This is a genomic window from Chryseomicrobium excrementi, assembly GCF_002798305.1.
GTDB classification, from domain to species: Bacteria; Bacillota; Bacilli; order Bacillales_A; family Planococcaceae; genus Chryseomicrobium; species Chryseomicrobium excrementi.
In genome coordinates this window covers 296,238-316,894 of sequence record NZ_PCGR01000003.1, presented here as the reverse complement: position 1 = coordinate 316,894, position 20,657 = coordinate 296,238, and the positions used below count along the sequence as shown (strand labels likewise).

Sequence of the window (20,657 nt, the reverse complement as noted above, 5' to 3'; positions counted from 1 at the left end):
CGTCAATCGCCCCCTTTCAAGAGCTTGGCTTCCAGCTCGCGCGCTTGGTCACGCAGCGTTGCGGCCGTCTCAAACTCTTCTTGAGCGATGGCTTCCTGCATACGCGAGCGAATGTCTTCTATTCGGCGTTTTAAATCACGCGTCTCTTCAAATGCCTCCGGTACTTGACCGATATGTTCAGCATTGCCGTTATGGAGCCGCTTCATGACAGGTGGTAAGGCATTGCCGAATGTCGTGTAACAGTCAGCACAGCCGAACTTTCCGCGGTGCACAAAGCGTTCATATGTCCAGCCACAGGTCGGACAGCTCCACTGACTCTTTTCCCGGTTGGCTTGTTTAGTTGGTTGTTCAGGTGTAAACAAATTAGTTAGTAACTGATGTACGGTGAGCGGATCTTGCTGATTTTGAAATGGATGCAGCTGACTCGCACACACCTCACATAAGTGACGTGTAAAAGGTTCTCCGTTCTGCGTCACGGTCATCTTGACGTGAGCAGGGCGCTGTTTGCAGTTTTCACAAATCATCTGGCATCCTACCTTTCCTTGTCAGGTTGTAACAGTGTCAATAACATCGCCTGGGCGACTCGCCCTCGCAATTGATCGCGTAGCGGTAGCGGCACCGATAAGGTAGAACGCGCACAAGCGGCGACAATCAGCTTAGCTTCTCGTTTTGAAATCATGTCAAGGTCAAGTAGTCGATATACCATGTCTTCGACCATCGATTCAGAGGCGCCACCTTCGAGTACATCTAACATATCGCGAATGACGTCCGTCTGTTCACTGGCAGCCACTCGGAAAATCCGAATGTATCCGCCTCCTCCACGCTTACTCTCTACGAGATAGCCCCGGTCTACAGTAAACCGTGTATTGATCACGTAGTTGATCTGCGACGGAACACATTGAAATTTTTCAGCAACTTCATTGCGCTTAATTTCAATCTGCCCTTGTTTAGTAGTTTCGATAATACTTTTCAAATACCCTTCAATTATGTCTGAGATATTTTTCATGGTCTCACCCCCTACTGACTTTGACTATCTTTGACTTTATTATACGAATTCACTTTAGACTGTGCAATTGATTTGCTTTCCATATAAAAAACAGCCCTCAGTCGATTTCAAGTATGTATGGTAGAAAGCATTTCACCTGAGATACCATTTCCAAGGGGAGAACCTGCAAGTCTCCTCGTCGCAGGCACCTGCGGGGTCTCGCAGAACCTCTGATACCCTGGGAAATGGCATCTCAGGTTCACAAATCCAAAATGAAATTCCCCCTAAAACAATGTTTCTACTTTATATAAAGCAAGGCTATTTAGTTTTTTATTTACAAAAAAACGCCCCGAGTATGGACTCGGAGCGCTGTGTATCAATGAGGTAAATAGATTAATTGGAAGAAGAACAAGGCAGCAAAGATATAAAGAAGTGGATGTACTTCTTTGAAGCGGCCTTGAACGATTTTCAGAATCGGATAGATGATGAATCCAAGCTCGATTCCTGTCGCAATGCTTGATGTAAGTGGCATCGCTAAGATGACGATAAATGCCGGAAAGGCTTCATCAAATGCATCCCAGTCGATATGTTTGACTGCACTGATCATGAGCGACCCCACAATAATTAGTGCTGGTGCCGTGATCGCAGCAACTCCTGACAGTGAAGCGACTAACGGACCAAAGAAGGCAGAGACCATAAACAAGATTCCGACTGTCAATGTTGTTAATCCCGTGCGTCCACCTACTGCTACACCTGAAGACGATTCGATATAAGCAGATGTCGGACTTGTCCCGAACATCGATCCAATCGTGGTAGCAACAGAATCTGCAAGAAGTGCCTGACGAGCACGTGGCATGTGGTCACCTTTCATCAGACCGGCTTGCTTCGCCACCCCGACCATTGTTCCTGTCGTATCAAATAGCGTGACCAAGACGAATGAAATGACGATTCCAATCATCCCAAATTCAATGACATCCCCAATCGCCGCAACGGGATTCCATACAAGAATGCCTTCTGGCAACGATGGGAGTTTAAAGAAGCCATCAAACTTCAGTTGTTCTGTAAAGTACGCTACAATTCCTGTCCCAAGCATACCGTAGAAGATAGCTCCGTACACGTTGCGCACCATAAGGATTAAAGTGATCAGTAGTCCAAAAAGTGTCAATAATACAGACGGGCTCGTCAAATCTCCAAGCTTTACTAAGTTCATCTCATGCGCTTGTACAATCCCGGATAGACGTAATCCAATAAACGAAATGAACAAACCAATTCCTGCAGTAATCCCATGCTTTAAGTTAGACGGGATGCTGATGATGAGTTTTTCGCGCAGCGGAGTTACAGATAAAATAACAAAGATGATTCCTGCAATGAAGACAGCTGAAAATGCCGTCAAGTAATCAATTTGACCGTTCGATGAAATCACGACGGTATACGTGAAGAACGCATTGAGCCCCATTCCCGGTGCTATAGCAATCGGATAGTTTGCAAACAACGCCATCCATAACGTACCAACAACGGACGCGATGATTGTGGCTAGGAATACTTGATCAAATGGAACTCCTGCATCAGCCAAGATGACAGGATTGACAATAACAATATAGACCATAGTCAGGAATGTAGTGATTCCTGCTAAGACTTCTGCTTTAACGGTTGTGCCATGTTCTTGTAAACGAAACATGAAAACCCTCCTAAATACGAACAATTTGAAAACACTTAACCATATTATTCGTAAATGGAGGGAATTGCAATGCTTTTTATGAATTTATCGTCTTATTTTACTGTTGTTCCGTACTGATTTCGTAATTTGTTTCCATTTATTGCGTTCTTCACGCTGAGCCGAAGCATCTGCCCTGCGTTCCATATGGGCGAGTTCTCGTTGTAATTTTAAATAACTTGTAAAGCGATCTCTTTTCAAAGTTCCCTCAGCAATCGCTTTTTGCACAGCACACCCTGGCTCTTTCTGATGTTGGCAGTCGCGGAAGCGGCATTGTTCAGATAGCTGCTCCACATCTGAGAAGCTCTCTCCTAGACTTTCACCTGAATCCCATAATTGGAACTCGCGCATTCCCGGAGTATCCAATATAGCCCCGCCGCTAGGGATCAGTACTAGTTCACGATGCGTGGTCGTATGACGCCCTTTAGCATCGTCTTCTCGAATCTCGCTGACCGCCATCCACTCTGTTCCTAAAACCGCATTGACAAGTGATGACTTGCCGACTCCAGATGATCCTAGTAATGCAGCAGTCTTATTTGGCTGGATCAATTCACGTAAATCATCGATTCCTTCACCTGTCTTACTACTAACTGTAAAGATAGGAACGCCGAACGCCACTTCTTCCACTTGCTTTTGATACCATTCCGGATCGTCGCACATATCTTTTTTCGTGAGTACGACAATCGGTGAAGCGCCAGAATCATAGGCTGCAATCAAATAGCGCTCCAGTCTACGCAAATTGAAATCTTGATTCAGTGACATGGTCAAGAACGCATAATCTACATTGACCGCAATCACCTGGACCTCCGTCGTGCGTCCTGCAATCTTGCGTTCAAATTGAGAAATTCGGGGCAGCACTTCATGAATGATAGCCCTCTGTTCTCCTGGCATTTGCTCCACTACAACCCAGTCCCCCACAACAGGTTGATGCTCCCTGGAATGTGTAAACTCAAACTTCCCGCTCGGCCCAGCAAGCCATTCACCTTCCTCAGTTGCCACTCGGTACAAACCTTTATGTGCAACTGTCACTCTCCCCGCCATCCCCTGGCGTGTCATTTTTTCTTCCCAGGCTGGTGTCCAGCCGTAATTTTCTAATAGATGCAATGTGATTTCCTCCAAATAGATAGTCGCCGGCTTCCCCTTTTGCTTTTTGCCGACAAAAAAAGCTGTCTCTGCACGCATCTGCGTTCAGAAACAGCTTTCATCCCATTGCAAAACAGACCGATCGTCAGAGCTGACCGGAATGTACACATAGAGAATGAAGCATGCTGACTGAACAGATGCGTGCGTTTACATATACACTTGCCATAATGCTCCACCTCGTTTCGAGTTCTAGTTAGCTTCACTATACGTCAGTAGTTTTCCTCTTGTCAATACAGGATTTTACTTTTGAGAAACTGTGCAAGGGGGTATGATAGAACAAGTAGGAGGTGTTTGCATGATTCGCACACTAGGAGTCACTACGGAGCATGAGCTCGTTCAAGACTTCACTTTAGAAGAATTACAAAATCAGCTGTTTGAATGGTACTGGGTCGATATCAGCAACCCGTCCATTGACGAACAAAATTTATTAAGAGATTACTTTCAGTTTCATCCACTAGCGATTGAAGACTGCTTACACGATCTACAGCGCCCCAAACTGGACAACTATGACCGCCACACCTTCTTTGTGCTCCATACATACAATGAAAAGACCATGGAAGCGGAAGAACTCGATGTCTTTGTCGGTGGGAACTTTGTCGTGACATTCCATTACGACGAGATGCACGAGCTTGACGAAGCGCGAGACCGCTTGATGCAAAGTACGAAGACCTGGAAGCGCGGCTCCATGCAGGCGCTCTATCAGATTATTGATAAAGTAGTGGATCACTATTTCCCTATTATCTATAAGATTGAAGATTATTTAAATGATGTGGAGGATGACATGTCCCACCACCAAGATCAATTTTCAATGAAACAGGTCTTTGAACTGCGTAGTGACCTTCTTCACCTTCGACGGACTATCAATCCGATGCGAGACCTGCTGTACCGGATGTTGGCTTCGTCACGGCTCAACTTTACAGAAGAAGAACGAACGTATTTCCAAGATATTTATGACCATTTAATCAAACTTTCTGAGATGATCGAGTCGAACCGAGAGTTGACATCGGACATTCGAGACAGCCACATGTCGATGAACTCAAGCCGTATGAACCGAATTATGATGACTCTGACAATCGTTTCGACCGTCTTCATTCCTTTAACGTTTATTGCAGGTGTCTACGGAATGAATTTTGAGCATATGCCCGAGTTGTCCTGGTCATTTGGCTACTTCGGTGTGCTGTTGTTCATGTTCTTGATTGCAGGCGGTATGCTAGTGTGGTTTACCTACAAAGGATGGTTTAAACTGTTTAAGAATCAATAAGGAGGCATAGTATGCGCATCAACAAATATTTGGCGGAAGCTGGCATTGTTTCACGCCGCGGCGCAGATCAGTGGATTTTAGATGGTCGCGTTTTAATAAACGGTATTCCCGCAGAACTGGGAAGTCGTGTACAACCAGAAGATGAAGTGACTGTAGATGGCAAGGTCATATCTCAAGAACAAGACTTGGTCTACATCGCGTTAAACAAACCGGTAGGAATCACAAGTACAACTGAGCGGCACATAGAAGGTAACATAGTAGATTTCGTCAACCACGACCAGCGTATCTTTCATATCGGAAGACTAGATAAAGATTCAGACGGATTGATTTTACTGACTAACGACGGCGACATCGTCAACGAAATCTTACGTTCTGAGAATGAACATGAAAAAGAATACATCGTGACCGTTAACGAACGAATCACATCAACTTTTCTCGAGAAGATGGCATCGGGAGTACGTATCTTAGATACGGTTACGAAACCTTGTAAAGTAAAGCAGCTCGGGCCGCATACTTTCTCCATCATCTTGACACAAGGACTGAATCGACAGATCCGTCGTATGTGTTCTGCATTAGGGTTTACCATTAAACGCCTTCAACGTGTACGTATTATGAACATCGAACTCGGGAATCTGCCAATCGGTAAATGGCGCGATTTAACCGATCATGAGAAACAAACATTGTTTGCTATGCTCGACTATCAACCAAAACGGTAATTCATCTGAAGAAAGGACGTGTTGGTATGTTATCGATTCAATCCACACCTTATAGTACAGGAGCTACTGTAAGTGGCGACATCTGGGATTTAGATGCGTTTTTGACAGCCTCGTTTGATCTGCTTGGAGAGGAAAATGCATTTTATGATTATGAAAGCACTCATAGACGTCTAACTAAAACACTGTTACGTATCGCTTCTGCACGAAAAGGAAAAGAAGAAGTGATGGTAGTAGCCAATGGGGCACGGAGGGACTTATTAAAAGACCGAGACATGATCACACCGGAGCGCAATGTCTACTTTGGCTGTAAGATTTTATGGCCAGAGCTGCTTTTCACTGCTTTTGGATTGAACGATTTTATCCGTCTAGCTGGAGAAGATATTAAACATCCGCATCTTCATGTATATTCGATGGAAGTTCGTTTGTTCCAAGCAAAAGTTATCGAAGCATTAGAGATTACGCTACCTGAAGAGGACTTTACAGACGTTAAACAGGCCCTACTCTCCCCTCAACGTTCAACAGAAGACTACGCGACACAATACGTCGACATGCTGGCCGTCTCTTTCCTAAAAGTACCGAAGGAAGAGCGCAAAGTACTGCTTCCAAGACTCGCTCGCAGCATCGTGGTTGGTGGCGCTGACTATGAAAGCTTTAAGCAGAAGGTCATTGCAGAAGCTAACAAAACAAAAAGCGCGGTACATGATATTCAATTGACAGTCGATTACCCTAAAAATGAAGACATCGAATGGTAAAAACAAGAGGCCGGGACAGAACTACAATGTGTCACTGAAACTAGTGGAGAGTGATACTATCAAAAGAGTGCAGGGGTGACTCCAACGGGATCAAAGTGGGAGCTGAGACCTTTTCTAAGATGTGAAGAACGCCGCTCTAGAAATTTCATCAAAACCAGGCGCACCAAGTGAGGCGTTCTTTGCCTGGGTTGGGGTGAATGGTTTTGATGGGGATTTCTGGCGTTCGCAACTCGATTTGGCTCAGCCCGCGCCCGCGGAACGCTTCCCCTGCACGCGAGATAAATTACTAAAGGCAGTTTCTCAATGAGAAACTGCCTTTGCTAAGTTCTGTCCCAGCTTTTTGATCCTTAGTTAGACTCCCGCCACTCGTGTGGCAAGAGGTTTGAATAATTTGTCTCGGTCTAGCGCAGGCTGCATCTCTGCAAGCTGTTCAAGCGCAAACTTCGCGCCGTAGTCCATACCTTGGCATCCGGCAAGTAATAAGACATCCTGTTCTTCAGCCTGTGACAAGCCCTCTTTCACCGCATCTGGTAACTCTTCATGCAGATGCACTTGAATCCCGGCAGCTTCCATAACTTCTAAAAAGACCGCTTTCTCTTCTTCCGCCACGACGTCTTTTGCTGTTACATGTGACTTACTAATTGTCGCAATCACTTCTGTGAGCCCGAGCTTCGGCGCCCAACGAGCAATCGCCTCTGCATTTTCACGGTTGACGGTTACTCCCCGGTCTCCTCGAATGGCATACACAAGCTTCAAGTTGCGATAGTCCATCTTTTCGAGTGTTCCAAGTGTAATATCAATATTTCCGCTGTTCGCGAAGTGGTCATCGATAATTTTGAAGCTCTCTTCGAAAATCATCTCGAAACGACGCTCTACTCCGGTGAAGTTTTCCATTGCTCGTTGAATGGTATCTACCGATGCATCGCATAGCAAACCAATTGCAATCGCCACTAAAGAGTTATAAACCGAGTGATATCCCGGGGTCCCTAAAGAGACCGTAAACTCTCCTTGTGGAATGGTTCCTTGAGGCGTTTCAATCGTGCGCGCAATCGCCACTGTGAAAGTAGCTCGTCCTGTAGACAAATCGAGATTCGTACAACGGATGTCTGCTTCTTCACTTTCCACACCAATCGTAACTACTTGAGCTTCCGTCTGATCTTGAAGCGCTGCTGAATAAGCGTCATCCAAGTTCAAGATGGCCACTTTGTCTGCACCAGCTCGTGTAACTAGCTTTGACTTGTGCATCACGTAGTTTTCAAAAGAAGAGTGCAGGTCGATATGCTCCCGGCTGATATTGTTAAAAGTGACGATATCAAAATCCACACTACCAACACGGTCGAGTTCTAACGCCGAAGAAGAGACCTCCATCACGACATGCTGAATATCCGCATCCACCATCTCTGCAAAATAGCGCTGCAAATCAAGTGATTCTGGCGTCGTCAATTCCGAGGGCTCTGCCTTGTCTCCAATTTTCACAACTACTGTTCCGATAAGACCGGTTTTAAAGCCTTGTTCTTCTAAGATAGCGTTCGCCATAAATGAAGTCGAAGTCTTGCCATTCGTTGCTGTGATACCAATCGTCTTCATCTTCTGGGTCGGGTGATTAAAATAAGCATCTGCTAACGCAGCAAGACTGCTGCGCGCGTCTTTCACCAAATACTGAGGAACAGAAAGTTCCGGCAAGAACTCCTCAACAAGTAAGGCTACCGCTCCAGCTTCCACAGCTGATGGTGCGAATTTATGCCCATCTGCTTTGATACCTCGGATACAGACAAAGACGTGCCCCGGTTCTACTTTGCGAGAGTTATAGGCGAGTCCTGTAATATCTACCGCTTGTTCATTTTTCACATCAACCACATCAATAGCCGATAAAATTTCTGTGAGTTTCATAAGTTCACCTCTATTCCTATCATTCTGCTTCTGTATAGTGCTCCTGGCAAAATGCCAAAAGAGTTGTATATTCGTCTTCTTCAATTTCAAAGTCTAAGACTTTTCCTGTAGTGCGGTCGATAAAGTGCGCTTGAGCGATGCGTTTGCCTTTACTGTCATCAGCAAAGATGACACGCACATCGATTGAATCTGTCTCTTCAAACAATTCATCTTCTTCGTCATAAGCCAGTCCAATTAAAAATTCATAGCGATCGCCCTCTACAATTCCAGTCGGATCGAGAAGTCGCTCTACTTCATAAGATTCAATTTGCATGGGTATCCTCCTTGTCCATGTTCCCATTATACAAAAAACAGCCCCTCCCATGAAGGAGGAGCCATTTAATTTATGAATTTTGGAGTTCTTTGTTCTCTTCCGCCGTGAATGCGCGGGATCTGGTCAAGAAGCGTTTGCCTTCTACACCCTCTAGAGAAAACATACCTCCTCGACCATCGACTACATCGATGATTAGTTGCGTATGCTTCCAATAATCAAACTGATTTTTATGGATGTAGAACTTGGCGCCGCCTATGGTTCCAAGATAGATGTCTTGATCCCCAATCAACAAATCTCCTTCCGGATAACACATCGGAGAAGAACCGTCACAACAGCCTCCTGACTGGTGAAACATCACGGGACCATGCTTTTCTGTCAACAGCGTAATTAAATCTAGTGCCGCGTCCGTCGCTACAACCCGTTCTGTCATCGCCATCACCTCCTCGGTGGGATCAGAAGAATCCTAATTTGTTTTCATCATATGATACAAGCAGGTTCTTTGTCTGTTGGTAGTGACTTAGCATCATCAAATGATTTTCGCGTCCGATACCCGACATTTTGTATCCACCAAACGCAGCGTGTGCTGGGTATGCATGGTAACAGTTTGTCCACACACGTCCTGCTTGAATACCACGTCCGAAACGGTACGCTGTATTCATATCACGGGTCCAAACACCCGACCCAAGTCCGTATAATGTATCATTCGCAATTTCAAGCGCTTCTTCTTTCGTCTTGAACGTCGTAACAGAAACTACTGGACCAAAGATTTCTTCTTGGAAGATACGCATTTTGTTGTGGCCTTTGAAGACAGTTGGTTTGATGTAATAACCTTCTGCAAATTCGCCGCCTAGGTCATTACGCTCTCCACCTGCTAGACACTCAGCACCTTCTTGTTTCCCGATATCTAAGTAAGACAAGATTTTTTCCATCTGCTCTGTAGATGCCTGTGCACCCATCATCGTATTCGGATCAAGCGGGTTTCCAGTAGCAATTGCCTCTACTCGCTTCAATACTTTTTCCATGAATTTATCGTAGATAGATTCTTGGATAAGCGCACGAGATGGACATGTACATACTTCCCCTTGGTTTAAAGCGAATAGCACAAAGCCCTCTACTGCTTTATCTAGGAACGCATCGTCTTTGTCCATGATATCTTCAAAGAAAATGTTTGGTGACTTACCACCCAGTTCAAGTGTCACAGGAATCAAATTTTGAGATGCATACTGCATGATTAAACGACCTGTTGTCGTTTCACCTGTAAACGCAATTTTTGCGATGCGAGGGCTCGACGCAAGTGGCTTTCCTGCTTCAAGACCAAAACCATTGACGATATTCACTACCCCAGGTGGCAGCAAGTCTTCAATCAACTCCATAAGCACTAGAATAGAAGCAGGCGTTTGCTCCGCTGGCTTCAATACGACACAGTTTCCTGCAGCAAGCGCCGGCGCTAGTTTCCACACAGCCATCAAAATCGGGAAGTTCCAAGGAATGATTTGTCCTACGACTCCTAGCGGCTCATGGAAATGATACGCTACCGTATTGTTATCAATCTGACTCAGATTTCCTTCTTGTGCACGGATAGCTCCTGCAAAGTACCGGAAGTGATCAATAGCGAGCGGTAGATCTGCATTTAGTGTTTCACGTACTGCTTTCCCGTTGTCCCAAGTTTCGGCAACTGCAAGCATTTCTAAGTTTTCTTCCATACGATCGGCGATCTTATTTAAAATCACTGCACGTTCAGCAACAGATGTGGTTCCCCAACTATCTTTTGCTGCGTGAGCTGCATCTAATGCCAAATCAATATCTTCAGAGGTTGAACGAGCTACCTTAGTAAATACTTTTCCTGTTACCGGGGTTACATTTTCAAAGTATTGACCTTTGACCGGTGCTGTCCACTTCCCGTTGATGTAGTTATCATATTGTTCTTTGAATGTTACTACTGCCCCTTCAGTGTTTGGAAACTTATAAACCATTCTCATCTCTCCCTTTGTTTAGTCGCGTAATGAATACGCTTACATTTCACCCACTTTCTATTTTGTCAGATAATAAAGAATTTTTCAATAAATATTATTTTGAGTTCAAAATAGTCTTCCGTTGAGCTGCCAATTTGGTATGCTTATACTTATACAAATGGAAAGTTGGAATTTGAATGGCTGATACCATTATAGAACTACCTGATGGCACAAAAAAACGAATTGCCAATCGTCAAACACCTGCAAAAGTTTTGTTCGCTAGACTGCTCCTCATTTTTATAGGTGCTGTGGCAATGGCTGTGGGACTTGAACTGTTCCTGGTACCAAATAAGATCTTAGACGGCGGGGTTGTAGGTGTGTCCATCATTCTCTCTCATGTCACACCAGTTCGTTTAGGAGTATTCATCTTTATTTTAAATATTCCCTTCTTCTTTTTAGGATACAAACAGATCGGAAAGACGTTTGCTCTCTCTACGTTGTTCGGAATTACAGTGCTCTCCATCTTCACTACTATCTTGCACCCTGTCCCTGCATTTACAGATGATTTGCTATTATCAACTGTATTCGGAGGAATTGTACTAGGGTTTGGAGTCGGCCTTGTTATTCGTAATGGAGGCTCTCTTGACGGCTCAGAGATACTAGCGATTCTTTTCAACAAGATCACCCCTTTTTCTGTTGGTGAAATCATCATGATCATCAACTTGGTCATTTTTTCTATTGCGGGGTTTGTGTTCACGTGGGAACAAGCCATGTATTCGTTCCTTGCCTATTTTATTGCCTTTAAGACAATCGATATTGTCATACAAGGATTGGATGAATCGCGTTCTGTTTTTATTATTAGCGATGAGACAGAAGACATTGGCGCAGCTATTATTGACCGTCTTGGCCGCGGTGTGACATTTTTACACGGAGAAGGTGCCTATACCGGGGACCGAAAAAAAGTAATCTTTACAGTGGTGACACGACTTGAAGAGGCAAAATTGAAGACCATTGTGGAAGACTTTGATGAAAATGCATTTCTTGCCATCGGCTCTATTGCAGAAGTTCGCGGCGGGCGTTTTAAGAAAAAAGATATTCATTAAAAAAGAAGCAATCTGTCAACTCGACAGATTGCTTCTTTTACATAGTACTACTTCTCGGGTAAAGCGCTGTTTCGTCGTAGTCGCCCGGTCTACAATTTCTAGTCCAGCTGCTTGAATGGCCTTGTCCATAGGTTCAATGGTAACAAGAAGGACCGTGTTTGCAAGACGTGCCGCATGATCGATGAGCGCATGTTGCTCTGTTTCTGTTGAGTGTGTATACAGATTGTAGGGAAGATCTAAGAAAGCAACGTCGTAGTGACCATCTTGGTCCTCGATTGCCCCTTTTTCCACATCAATTTCTACAGGATAATCGTAATGTTCCAAGTTTTCCCTGGCGCCTACACAAGCGAGCGGGTTCTTGTCACGTCCTCTGACAAACATCCCCATGGAAGCAGCTTCTACTAATACTGTCCCGATACCACAACATGGGTCGATCATGGCAAGAGGCTCCGCTTTTGGATTGGCGATATTCACTAAAGTACGAGCGGTTCGAGCACTGAGTGCCGTGGAATAGCCCTGAGGTTTATTTACGTGCTTCATCCAAACCGGTTGGCTCTTCTCATATACTCCGAGATACCAGACTCCGTCCAAGTGGGTAACGGCATAAATTTGATCAGGATTTTTGAAAGACAGTGAGCCAGGCATTTCATTCCCCACTAAACGCGTCAAACGGAGGCGTTCTTCATTTCCCCATTCGCCTGTCCCATTTACTCGGTCATGCTTTAAAAAAATCACTTTGTAAGACTCATCTGTCGTTCCAAATTTGCTTGCTTGCTCAACCAATTGATCTACTGTTTCCGTTTTTAATAAGATATGGACCTTTTCACGAATGAAGACACTGCGAGAAGGATCTACCGATACGGGAGAGACAATCACTTTTCCTTTTGCATCCTCGCCAAAGAATGCTCGAATCTCCATTTCTGCCAGCTGTCCTTCATCCTCGTTGTACCCATACGTATATAAATAGCTTGTAACTGTCATGAATTTGGAACTCACTTTCTAAAACCCTAGATTTTTCAAGAACAAACGAATGACATCTGCCCCTCCAATAAATGTTCCGATTGAACCAAAGATATTGGTCAATACGACAACTAACAAGACACGAGTCACTTTATTGTGCCAAAATCCTTTTACTGTAAAGACGTCTTCCGATAGTGTTTCAAAGTCGGCCACCGTAGGCTTTCGAACAAATGCTTGTACGAGTCCTGAAACCCAGCCGGATGCTAATATCGGATGCAACGCTGTAATAGGAGCCGCGACAAATGCAGAAGCGATAGCTAGAGGATGGCCAAATGCTACAGCCGCCCCTATGGCAGCCATGCTTCCTGTCCATAAGATCCAACTAGTAGCTTGGTTGGCTCCTGCTTCAGGATTGATAAAGAATGTAGCAATGATTAAAGCAATAATTAAAATGGGTAGTGCCCAACCAAGAATAGTTGGCACGATTGATTTAGGTGGTCGCTCTGAGAGCTTCTCTAGATCATGATCACGATAGATCTCTCTTGTGATTCCTGGTACGTGTGCAGCACCTAAAACCGCCACCACTTTCTCACCTGGCGCCGTTTTAATTTTCTGCGCCAAATATTGATCCCGTTCATCGATAAGAGGTGTCTTAAGACGTGGAAATGACTCTGTAAATTCTGCAAGCACCGCTTGTAACGTGTCTTGCTGCTTCATCTTTTCCATCTCTTCTTCAGTGATGGTGTCTTTTTCAAAGATTCCAAAAATGACACCAGCTAAAAGCTGCGATTTGCCCCAGAAGCCAAGATTCCCCCAAATGCGCGCAAAGGTCACTTGAATATCGCGGTCGGCCAAAATGAGTTCAGCACCTATTTCCTCGGCACTAGATATCCCTTGGATTTGTTCTTGTCCTGGCGTGACGTCAAACTGCTTTGCCATACGATTTTGAAAAGAAGAAATAGCGAGATTCATTAAAAGCATTGTAGCTTTCTTTTCCCTGATCACTTTAAAGATGTCCATGTTTTTCCACTTATCGCCTTGTTGAATCGATTGAAACCTTTGACTATCAAGTTCAATACAGACGGAGTCTGGACGTTCAATTTCGATGACTTCTTTTACTTCAGCGGCGCTAGCTTTAGATACGTGCGCGGCACCTATTAAGATAATTTCTTTCCCGTCTACTTGCAGGCGGGTAATAGTTTCTTCCATTCAATTGCCCACCCTTTCATATTTTCAAATACTATTCAGAAATTTTTTAAAATTATGAAAGCGCTTTCTTCAATAATCCATTCAGTACTTGCTGTTCTTCCTCAGTCCAGTGACCCAAGAATTCTTTATCGGCACTTACAGCCGTCTGGTGTAAACGGGTTACTTCTAGCTCTCCTGCTTCAGTTAGTGTGACATGCTTCACATTTCCGGACTTCTCTGTTTTCACAAGATTAGCTTTTTCAAGTCGACCAATCAATTGGCTTACATTCCCTTTAGTTACAGATAATAGGTCACTCAATTGTTGTTGGTGTAGCGGTTGATGCTCTTTGATTTTGCGCAATGCATTATATTGAGTAAATGTGATGGTTTGATCTGCAAAAGCCGCTTCCATTCCGCGATTCCACTCTAATGCTAAACGTTGTAATTGCTCATTGATTTCAAGCGATGTAGCTTGCTGCATCGTGGAGAGAATTTGATTTTTAATCTTCTTGCGTTTCTTTTTCATTTTGACCATAAGAGATCCTCCTTGAGGTTTATAATTAAACATTTTACATGACATCGTCTTGAGTTTCCACTGCTATCGCAATCTTTCTGTCCACTAAAAAATGCCCTCAAAAATTGAGGGCATCTAGTGTTGCTGGTTCTGGTTGTGGTCTACCTATGTAATATCCTTGGAAAAGGACATAACCAGCCTGCTTCAACCAGTCGTATTCTTCTTTCGTTTCAATACCTTCAGCTAAAGGCACAGTTCCCATCTTTCTCGCATGCGCCAGGAACGATAACGCCACTTGTTGCTGTTCTGGTTTTTGATGAATATCTGTTACGAACTTTCGATCTAGTTTCATATAGTGAGGTTCAATACCTGTCAACATTTCCAGTGTACTGAATCCCTCCCCTACATCGTCTAGTGCATACATAAACCCTTTTTCTTTATAGTAGGTCAAGATCCGCTTCAAATGTTGCACATCTTCCACTTGCTCTGTCTCTACCACTTCAAATACTAATTGTTGTGGGTCTACATTGAGTTTACTTGCCAGTTGCATCGTGCTGCGGAGGCAGAACTCCGGGGAATAGATAGAAGTCGGTATGAAATTTATAAAGGCTTTCACACGATCTAATCTTGCAGCATGTCGCACTGCTGCCATTCTACACATCCGGTCTAATGCGTATAGACGACCTCGTGATTTGGCTGCATCAAATGCTTCGTTAGGGAAAATAGGATTGCCATCCGCATCTCGGAACCTCGCAAGGAGTTCATACCCAAACAACATGCCATCTGACCTGACAATGGGCTGATAGTGACATTCTACTCGTTCCTTTAAAATAATGTCGTCAATCCATCCAACATCTAAAAATTCGCTGATTTGTGAGAGTGGAGACCATTCCGTTTGAGCTGTTTTAAATTGAATCTGTTCCACAGCCAAATGATCTTCAAAGAAGTTCAGCAGTTCCTTAACATATTGTTCTGGCACTTCAATTTCGTGACCTTCTTTCGAGAAGGAAATATGATTGCGACTTAAAAATTCTTGAACACTCTCCTGTAAAGAAAGATTGTGCTCTCCCTGCAATTCAAAACGATACATCATACCCTGTACTTGGCATCCTTGGCAACCCATCTTCTCGTTCACCCCTTTTTTATGTTCATCTTATATTAAGTACATTAAAATGACCTTCGCTTGTATATCTTTCTATCCAATTTTCAAAGTCTATTAAGTCTGTTAGACCTAGTATACCATTACACTTAAAAAAACAGCTTACGAATTCTCGCAAACTGTTTGTTTTTGGATGAAGTCATTTATGCTATTTTTCTCTGAACAACGCTTTAATTTTTTCTCGTTTAAACTTAGATACTAAAACGTAAAGGACGTCCCCACCTTGAATCAACGTATCTCCTCGAGGTGTGATCACACGCTCTCCTCGAATGACTGCCGTAATCAATGTATCGGTAGGAAGCTCGACATTCTTTAGCTCTTCTCCATCAATCTTTGTACCAGGTTCAATCACAATCTCGATGATTTCTGTATTCGTTTTCCCTATTGATACAAGTTCTAAACTGTGAGGAACTTGAACTGTCTTTGGTCCTACAAGCTGCAATTTCTCAGCAAATGGTGTCAGCGTAGCGCCCTGGAACAAAGCAGACAATAACACGACGAAGAACACGACATTGAACAGCAAATCTGCGTTATCAATTCCAGCAAGTAGTGGATAGGTTGCTAATACAATAGGAACCGCTCCACGTAAACCTGCCCAAGAGATGAACAGCTTCTCTTTCGCGTTGAACTGACTTGCCAATAAGCTGATATAGACGCCGATCGGTCGTGCAACAAACATTAAAATTACAGCGAGTAGCAGACCTTGCCAGATGACTTCACGTAACTGATTTGGGAACACAAGTAGACCAAGAAGAATAAACATACAGATCTGCATCATCCAAGCAAACCCCTCGTTAAAGCGGAAGATAGAGTGACGGTATGTAAGATCCATATTTCCTAGTAGAACAGCCATGACATAGACCGCGAGTAACCCACTCGCTCCTACAGCAGTTGTGAAGGCATAGGTGAAAATCGCAAATCCCATCGCGAGCACCGGATAAAGGCCAGATGAGTCCAAATTGATTTTGTTGATTGCCCACACAGAAATTCTTCCAATGATAAGTCCTAGAATTAAGCCAAGCCCCATCTGCCAAAAGAACGACCCGATCAAAGACCAAATAGGTCCTGCTTCTGCTTGAATCAAGCTAATGAACGTCACAGTCAAAAAGACGGCCATCGGATCATTTGTTCCAGACTCAGCTTCAAGCGTGGACGTAATGTTTGGTTTGATATTTTTATTTCCTAAAACAGCAAATACAGCTGCCGCATCGGTAGAGCCAACAATGGCACCGAATAACATGCCTTCTAACCAAGAGAGGTCGAGCACAAATTTGGCTACAACACCAATCCCGACTGTTGTAAGAAGCACACCAATAGTCGCGAGTGAGGTTGCAGCTGGCAATACTGTACGCATCGATTTCCATTTCGTTTGCATACCACCCTCAAACAAAATAACAATCAACGCGAGAATTCCAACAAGTTGTGTAATCTTAGCATTATCAAAATAGATGTATTGGCTGGCAAGCATACCAACCCCGATGAAGAGTACTAGTGAGGGTAATCCGAGACGTGAGGAAAATTTAGTAGTAGCGACTCCAACAATTAATAAAACAGATAAAACAAATATTGCGCTATCGACGGTAAATGTCATCCGTCATCCCCTTCCTAAACATTTAGATACTTTAAGTATACCGTTTGAATAATATGAAAACAATTAACTCCCCTTCTGTGATTCTGATACGATAGAAAGAACAGATTAAAGGAGGAGACATCATGAAACAGAAGAAAATTACAGTAGTGGGAGCAGGAACTATCGGATTGTCTTGGGCATCTTTGTTCCTCAGTCACGGACATCAGGTAACTATTGTCGACATACGAGACGACTTAGCATCTGTTTGGGAACAGCATCATCAGAACGTGCAGCCTACACTGCGAGAGCTCGGACTACTAGATTCATATTCTGAAGAAGCACTACGTGTTACAACGAATCTCCAGGAAGCCCTCGCGGTGACGGACTGGGTTCAAGAGAATGGTCCTGAGAACTTAGAGTTCAAGCAACAACTGTATCAACAAATGGAACAATGGGCTCCTGCTCATACTCTATTCTTTTCTTCTTCCTCAACACTTCCGGCAACGGCAATCTCAGAGAAGATGAAAGATGCGTCTCGGGTTGCTATAGGACATCCATTCAATCCCCCACTTGTCATGCCTTTAGTTGAAGTGGTGCCTGGTGAGTTCACTTCACCTGAAACAATTGAAGAAGCTATGGCATTTTATCAATCGCTGGGGAAACATCCGCAGCTGATCAAGAAAGAAGTCTTTGGCTTTGTAGCAAACCGGCTACAATTCGCTTTACTCAGAGAAGCTATGTATTTGGCCGATCAAGGAGTCGTAACCATGGCGGAAATGGACGAAATCGTCAAAGATTCTATCGGACTGCGCTGGGCTGTCACAGGTCCTATGCTAGGCATGCATCTTGGAGGTGGCGAAGGCGGAATCGCAGCTTTCACAAAACACTTAGGTCCTACTATGGAGTCTTCTTGGGGAGCTCAAGGGAATCCTACAATGGATGAGGCAACCAGACAACGGCTCGCCGCTCTTGCTGAAGAGTCTTACGGACAATTTACGATTACAGAGCTCGCTCAAAAACGAGACCAAGGACAGCTCGCCATTTTAAAAACTAGAAGCCAAACAGAAACCCAGACCTGAGAATGGTCTGGGTTTTTACTAGTTATAAGTTTTCTGTGTTGATTCGAGGCTGAGGATCTACAACTTCTGTATCCTCATTTTTATCAGAATCCATGTCATTCGAAGAAAGCTTCAACTTCTTATCTTCTAACTCACGAATTTTACGTTTTTCGTGTTCATCTTCTTTTTTCTTACCAAACATCGAATCACCTCACTTTTACTAGCTCGTACTACATCTATACCCGTTTTTGCCATTTCTAAGCAAAAAAAATTTGAAGTCACACTGAATTGTTCAAATAGTTTCAATTATAAAAAAATAGGTTGACTGGGTTTTACGAAACCGCTTACAATCAAAGAGACTTTTTTATACGATAAGGGGATCGTATAAAGTAGTTTTGAGCGAACGCTCAGTCGAGAACTGAACGAACGCTCGGTCACATCTGGGAGAAAGTTCACAAATTACAAGGAGGAACTGTATGAAGGCTTACAAAAAAGAAGTACGCTTCACGATTTGGATGGCACTTGCATTTGTTTTAATGGGCAATGCGGGTCTATTCTTTTCTATTTTCCCGACAGACGCCATGTTGTTCGGCTTCCCTGTCAAGTATATCGTGCCCATTCTGATGGGATGGTTCGGTGTATTCTTTTTAACGATTGTTGCAGGTAAAATCGGGAATCGAATCGATGATGAAATCGATGCAGAACGAGGAGGCGTGACAAATGATTGATGGCTCTTGGAAATTATCCAATCCTGTATTAGGACTCGTCGTTGTTGCTTTAACATTTTTACTCTTCTACGTCGTCGGATTTATATCGAACAGAAAAGCAGCTTCCGCTAAAGATCTCTACTTAGGTGGAGGAAACGTTGGCGCTTTAACAAATGGCCTTGCAATGGCTGCTACATACATGAGTTTAGCTACTTTCTTAGGAATCACGGCACTCATACTAAATCTTAAAGTACCTTTTATTATGTTGTGGATCCAGCTGATTCTCGCGATTCCACTAATTACAATCATTTATGGAACATCTCTTCGTCGAATGGGGGCTTTCACTCCTACTCACTTTATTCGTGAGCGTTACGGAGTAAGTGCTTCAATTATTGCAGCACTGTTCATGATTCTTGTGTCCATCATGTACGCACTTGGTCAGATGATCGGAATTGCCGTGACGTTTGAAACACTTCTTGGTATCCCATACATGACAGGCCTTTTTGTTGGCGGTCTGATTATTGTTGGGTACATCACAGTAGGCGGTATGGCTGGAGCAACAAACAACGCCGCTATCCAAATGGTCATCATGGCTTTGATGTTCATCGTACCATTAGGCGCCATCATGAAAGCCATTGGAACAGAAGGTTGGTTCTTCCCTCCTTTACTGTACGCAGACATGGTACCTGCCATGTTGGAAGCCGTTCCGGACTTCTTTGATTATCAATATCCAACGAAATGGTATTTCTCTGTCATCCCTGCACTGACCATAGGTGCACTTGGGTTGCCTCACTTAGCAATGCGCGTTTACACTTCTTCAAGTTTAAAGAGTGCTCGTAGCGCAATGGTATGGTTCGCATTCATCTTAGGCTTAGTATTTTCTGCCACTTATGCAATGGGCTTCACTGGAGTCTATGCAACAAGTGTAGAGGGCTTAAACATCGCTCCTGAAGATGCGGATAAATTAACCATCATTTTGAACTTGGCTTACAACCCTGAATGGGTAACAGCACTAGTTATTGCAGGAGCGATTTCTGCAGGGGTTTCTACATTGAGCGGAAACTTACTGGCTATTGGAGCTTTATTATCACAGGACATTATCAAAACATTGAAACCAAACATTCACGAGCGTTTAAACTACCGCCTGAGCTACATCGCGATTTTTGTTGGTGGTGTTATCGCTATCTTACTAGCAATCGAACCACCTGCATTCTTAGTAGTTAGTATCTTGTGGGCATTCGGTCTAGCTGGTGTAACGAACGCCCCACTTATCATCGTAGGAGTTTGGTGGAAAGAAGCCAACAAATACGGAGCTATGGCCGCTGCTATTGTTGGAGGAGCGATTTACATTGCCGTCTCTCCATTCGTATTCCCGAACCTGGCGCTTACAGGACACGCCGTGACAGACGGAATGGGACTTTCAGGTGCGATGCTCGCTGTACCAATCAGCTTTGCACTACTGATCATCGTTTCGTACATTACGAATCGTATGCCATCTCTTCAAAAGAATTTGACGCGCGAGCGTGACGAGAAACTTGTAGAGTCGATTCACGGCTGGAAAGATGTACAAGCTTACCGCTACAACTCAAAAGTAGGAGCACTAGTAACTGTCGTGGTATCTATCGCTGTTGCGATTTGGGCCCTCTTACCATGGGGCATGTAAAAGGAGGAA

General features: G+C 43.9%; 21 protein-coding genes. 7 read left to right on the top strand and 14 right to left on the bottom strand.

The features are described from left to right. Positions 1-2: 2 nt before the first annotated feature. The 4 genes from CQS04_RS10595 to rsgA form a co-directional block, all read right to left on the bottom strand. Positions 3-524, bottom strand: coding sequence for a UvrB/UvrC motif-containing protein (locus tag CQS04_RS10595; RefSeq protein WP_100354119.1), 522 nt, complete (start codon positions 522-524; stop codon positions 3-5). 8 nt (positions 525-532) lie between these two features. Next, positions 533-1,006, bottom strand: a complete 474-nt coding sequence (locus tag CQS04_RS10590; protein WP_100354118.1) for a CtsR family transcriptional regulator — start codon at positions 1,004-1,006, stop codon at positions 533-535. Positions 1,007-1,361: 355 nt separating this feature from the next. Beyond that, entirely contained in the window at positions 1,362-2,663 is a 1,302-nt protein-coding gene (locus tag CQS04_RS10585; protein WP_100354117.1) for an NCS2 family permease, read from the bottom strand. 84 nt (positions 2,664-2,747) lie between these two features. Next, positions 2,748-3,755 (bottom strand): ribosome small subunit-dependent GTPase A, encoded by a 1,008-nt coding sequence (gene rsgA, locus CQS04_RS10580; protein WP_425430244.1) that lies wholly within the window; start codon positions 3,753-3,755, stop codon positions 2,748-2,750. A gap of 382 nt (positions 3,756-4,137) precedes the next feature. Between rsgA and corA the strand changes: the two genes are divergently transcribed. From corA to CQS04_RS10565, 3 genes are read left to right on the top strand one after another with little or no spacing between them, the layout of a single operon-like run. After that, positions 4,138-5,103, top strand: coding sequence for a magnesium/cobalt transporter CorA (gene corA, locus CQS04_RS10575; RefSeq protein ID WP_100354116.1), 966 nt, complete (start codon positions 4,138-4,140; stop codon positions 5,101-5,103). A gap of 11 nt (positions 5,104-5,114) precedes the next feature. Further along, positions 5,115-5,819, top strand: coding sequence for a 23S rRNA pseudouridine(2604) synthase RluF (rluF, locus tag CQS04_RS10570; RefSeq protein ID WP_100354115.1), 705 nt, complete (start codon positions 5,115-5,117; stop codon positions 5,817-5,819). Between the two features lie 26 nt (positions 5,820-5,845). Then, on the top strand, positions 5,846-6,571 hold the full coding sequence (locus CQS04_RS10565) for a DUF6904 family protein (RefSeq protein WP_100354114.1): 726 nt from the start codon (positions 5,846-5,848) through the stop codon (positions 6,569-6,571). A gap of 351 nt (positions 6,572-6,922) precedes the next feature. On the opposite strand, the gene CQS04_RS10560 is transcribed toward CQS04_RS10565, so the two are convergent. The 4 genes from CQS04_RS10560 to adh all read right to left on the bottom strand — a co-directional run bounded on the left by CQS04_RS10560 (position 6,923) and on the right by adh (position 10,747). Then, positions 6,923-8,461 carry a Mur ligase family protein gene (locus CQS04_RS10560; RefSeq protein ID WP_100354113.1) on the bottom strand — a complete coding sequence of 513 codons (1,539 nt, stop codon included), beginning with the start codon at positions 8,459-8,461 and terminating at the stop codon, positions 6,923-6,925. Between the two features lie 19 nt (positions 8,462-8,480). Further along, positions 8,481-8,774, bottom strand: coding sequence for a DUF6509 family protein (locus tag CQS04_RS10555; RefSeq protein ID WP_100354112.1), 294 nt, complete (start codon positions 8,772-8,774; stop codon positions 8,481-8,483). 70 nt (positions 8,775-8,844) lie between these two features. Beyond that, positions 8,845-9,204 (bottom strand): DUF779 domain-containing protein, encoded by a 360-nt coding sequence (locus tag CQS04_RS10550; RefSeq protein WP_100354111.1) that lies wholly within the window; start codon positions 9,202-9,204, stop codon positions 8,845-8,847. A 22-nt stretch (positions 9,205-9,226) separates the two neighbouring features. After that, positions 9,227-10,747 (bottom strand): aldehyde dehydrogenase, encoded by a 1,521-nt coding sequence (adh, locus tag CQS04_RS10545; protein ID WP_100354110.1) that lies wholly within the window; start codon positions 10,745-10,747, stop codon positions 9,227-9,229. Between the two features lie 176 nt (positions 10,748-10,923). Between adh and CQS04_RS10540 the strand changes: the two genes are divergently transcribed. Beyond that, entirely contained in the window at positions 10,924-11,829 is a 906-nt protein-coding gene (locus tag CQS04_RS10540; RefSeq protein ID WP_100354109.1) for a YitT family protein, read from the top strand. A gap of 15 nt (positions 11,830-11,844) precedes the next feature. Here CQS04_RS10540 and CQS04_RS10535 read toward each other — a convergent pair whose 3' ends face one another. From CQS04_RS10535 to CQS04_RS10515, 5 genes are all read right to left on the bottom strand, one after another. Then, positions 11,845-12,810, bottom strand: coding sequence for a TRM11 family SAM-dependent methyltransferase (locus CQS04_RS10535; protein ID WP_100354108.1), 966 nt, complete (start codon positions 12,808-12,810; stop codon positions 11,845-11,847). An 18-nt stretch (positions 12,811-12,828) separates the two neighbouring features. Beyond that, positions 12,829-13,998, bottom strand: a complete 1,170-nt coding sequence (locus tag CQS04_RS10530) for a TraB/GumN family protein (RefSeq protein ID WP_100354107.1) — start codon at positions 13,996-13,998, stop codon at positions 12,829-12,831. 52 nt (positions 13,999-14,050) lie between these two features. Beyond that, positions 14,051-14,512 carry a MarR family winged helix-turn-helix transcriptional regulator gene (locus CQS04_RS10525; protein WP_165775522.1) on the bottom strand — a complete coding sequence of 154 codons (462 nt, stop codon included), beginning with the start codon at positions 14,510-14,512 and terminating at the stop codon, positions 14,051-14,053. A gap of 97 nt (positions 14,513-14,609) precedes the next feature. Further along, positions 14,610-15,584: an EAL domain-containing protein gene (locus CQS04_RS10520; protein ID WP_245858803.1), complete on the bottom strand. Its 975-nt coding sequence runs from the start codon at positions 15,582-15,584 to the stop codon at positions 14,610-14,612. A 214-nt stretch (positions 15,585-15,798) separates the two neighbouring features. Beyond that, positions 15,799-17,241 carry a potassium/proton antiporter gene (locus tag CQS04_RS10515; RefSeq protein ID WP_100354104.1) on the bottom strand — a complete coding sequence of 481 codons (1,443 nt, stop codon included), beginning with the start codon at positions 17,239-17,241 and terminating at the stop codon, positions 15,799-15,801. Positions 17,242-17,363: 122 nt separating this feature from the next. Here CQS04_RS10515 and CQS04_RS10510 point away from each other — a divergent pair, with 122 nt between their 5' ends. Beyond that, positions 17,364-18,299: a 3-hydroxyacyl-CoA dehydrogenase NAD-binding domain-containing protein gene (locus CQS04_RS10510; RefSeq protein ID WP_100354103.1), complete on the top strand. Its 936-nt coding sequence runs from the start codon at positions 17,364-17,366 to the stop codon at positions 18,297-18,299. Positions 18,300-18,321: 22 nt separating this feature from the next. Here the strand turns inward: CQS04_RS10510 and CQS04_RS13825 are convergent, their stop codons facing one another. Then, positions 18,322-18,480 carry a hypothetical protein gene (locus CQS04_RS13825; RefSeq protein WP_165775521.1) on the bottom strand — a complete coding sequence of 53 codons (159 nt, stop codon included), beginning with the start codon at positions 18,478-18,480 and terminating at the stop codon, positions 18,322-18,324. 274 nt (positions 18,481-18,754) lie between these two features. Here CQS04_RS13825 and CQS04_RS10505 point away from each other — a divergent pair, with 274 nt between their 5' ends. Together CQS04_RS10505 and CQS04_RS10500 are read left to right on the top strand one after the other, a co-directional pair. Then, entirely contained in the window at positions 18,755-19,006 is a 252-nt protein-coding gene (locus CQS04_RS10505) for a hypothetical protein (RefSeq protein ID WP_100354102.1), read from the top strand. After that, entirely contained in the window at positions 18,999-20,648 is a 1,650-nt protein-coding gene (locus CQS04_RS10500; RefSeq protein ID WP_100354101.1) for a sodium:solute symporter family transporter, read from the top strand. Before CQS04_RS10505 ends, CQS04_RS10500 begins: the two co-directional genes overlap by 8 nt. Positions 20,649-20,657: the final 9 nt, after the last annotated feature.

What these genes read in the sequence shown, in the direction of transcription:
- CQS04_RS10525 (WP_165775522.1), bottom strand. Translation starts at nt 14,512, where the DNA reads ATGGTCAAAATGAAAAAGAAACGCAAGAAGATTAAAAATCAAATTCTC.
- CQS04_RS13825 (WP_165775521.1), bottom strand. Translation starts at nt 18,480, where the DNA reads ATGTTTGGTAAGAAAAAAGAAGATGAACACGAAAAACGTAAAATTCGT.
- CQS04_RS10530 (WP_100354107.1), bottom strand. Translation starts at nt 13,998, where the DNA reads ATGGAAGAAACTATTACCCGCCTGCAAGTAGACGGGAAAGAAATTATC.
- CQS04_RS10555 (WP_100354112.1), bottom strand. Translation starts at nt 8,774, where the DNA reads ATGCAAATTGAATCTTATGAAGTAGAGCGACTTCTCGATCCGACTGGA.
- corA (WP_100354116.1), top strand. Translation starts at nt 4,138, where the DNA reads ATGATTCGCACACTAGGAGTCACTACGGAGCATGAGCTCGTTCAAGAC.
- CQS04_RS10520 (WP_245858803.1), bottom strand. Translation starts at nt 15,584, where the DNA reads ATGATGTATCGTTTTGAATTGCAGGGAGAGCACAATCTTTCTTTACAG.
- CQS04_RS10595 (WP_100354119.1), bottom strand. Translation starts at nt 524, where the DNA reads ATGATTTGTGAAAACTGCAAACAGCGCCCTGCTCACGTCAAGATGACC.
- CQS04_RS10550 (WP_100354111.1), bottom strand. Translation starts at nt 9,204, where the DNA reads ATGACAGAACGGGTTGTAGCGACGGACGCGGCACTAGATTTAATTACG.
- CQS04_RS10585 (WP_100354117.1), bottom strand. Translation starts at nt 2,663, where the DNA reads ATGTTTCGTTTACAAGAACATGGCACAACCGTTAAAGCAGAAGTCTTA.
- rluF (WP_100354115.1), top strand. Translation starts at nt 5,115, where the DNA reads ATGCGCATCAACAAATATTTGGCGGAAGCTGGCATTGTTTCACGCCGC.
- CQS04_RS10510 (WP_100354103.1), top strand. Translation starts at nt 17,364, where the DNA reads ATGAAACAGAAGAAAATTACAGTAGTGGGAGCAGGAACTATCGGATTG.
- CQS04_RS10590 (WP_100354118.1), bottom strand. Translation starts at nt 1,006, where the DNA reads ATGAAAAATATCTCAGACATAATTGAAGGGTATTTGAAAAGTATTATC.
- CQS04_RS10535 (WP_100354108.1), bottom strand. Translation starts at nt 12,810, where the DNA reads ATGACAGTTACAAGCTATTTATATACGTATGGGTACAACGAGGATGAA.
- adh (WP_100354110.1), bottom strand. Translation starts at nt 10,747, where the DNA reads ATGGTTTATAAGTTTCCAAACACTGAAGGGGCAGTAGTAACATTCAAA.
- CQS04_RS10500 (WP_100354101.1), top strand. Translation starts at nt 18,999, where the DNA reads ATGATTGATGGCTCTTGGAAATTATCCAATCCTGTATTAGGACTCGTC.
- rsgA (WP_425430244.1), bottom strand. Translation starts at nt 3,755, where the DNA reads ATGACACGCCAGGGGATGGCGGGGAGAGTGACAGTTGCACATAAAGGT.
- CQS04_RS10565 (WP_100354114.1), top strand. Translation starts at nt 5,846, where the DNA reads ATGTTATCGATTCAATCCACACCTTATAGTACAGGAGCTACTGTAAGT.
- CQS04_RS10515 (WP_100354104.1), bottom strand. Translation starts at nt 17,241, where the DNA reads ATGACATTTACCGTCGATAGCGCAATATTTGTTTTATCTGTTTTATTA.
- CQS04_RS10505 (WP_100354102.1), top strand. Translation starts at nt 18,755, where the DNA reads ATGAAGGCTTACAAAAAAGAAGTACGCTTCACGATTTGGATGGCACTT.
- CQS04_RS10540 (WP_100354109.1), top strand. Translation starts at nt 10,924, where the DNA reads ATGGCTGATACCATTATAGAACTACCTGATGGCACAAAAAAACGAATT.
- CQS04_RS10560 (WP_100354113.1), bottom strand. Translation starts at nt 8,461, where the DNA reads ATGAAACTCACAGAAATTTTATCGGCTATTGATGTGGTTGATGTGAAA.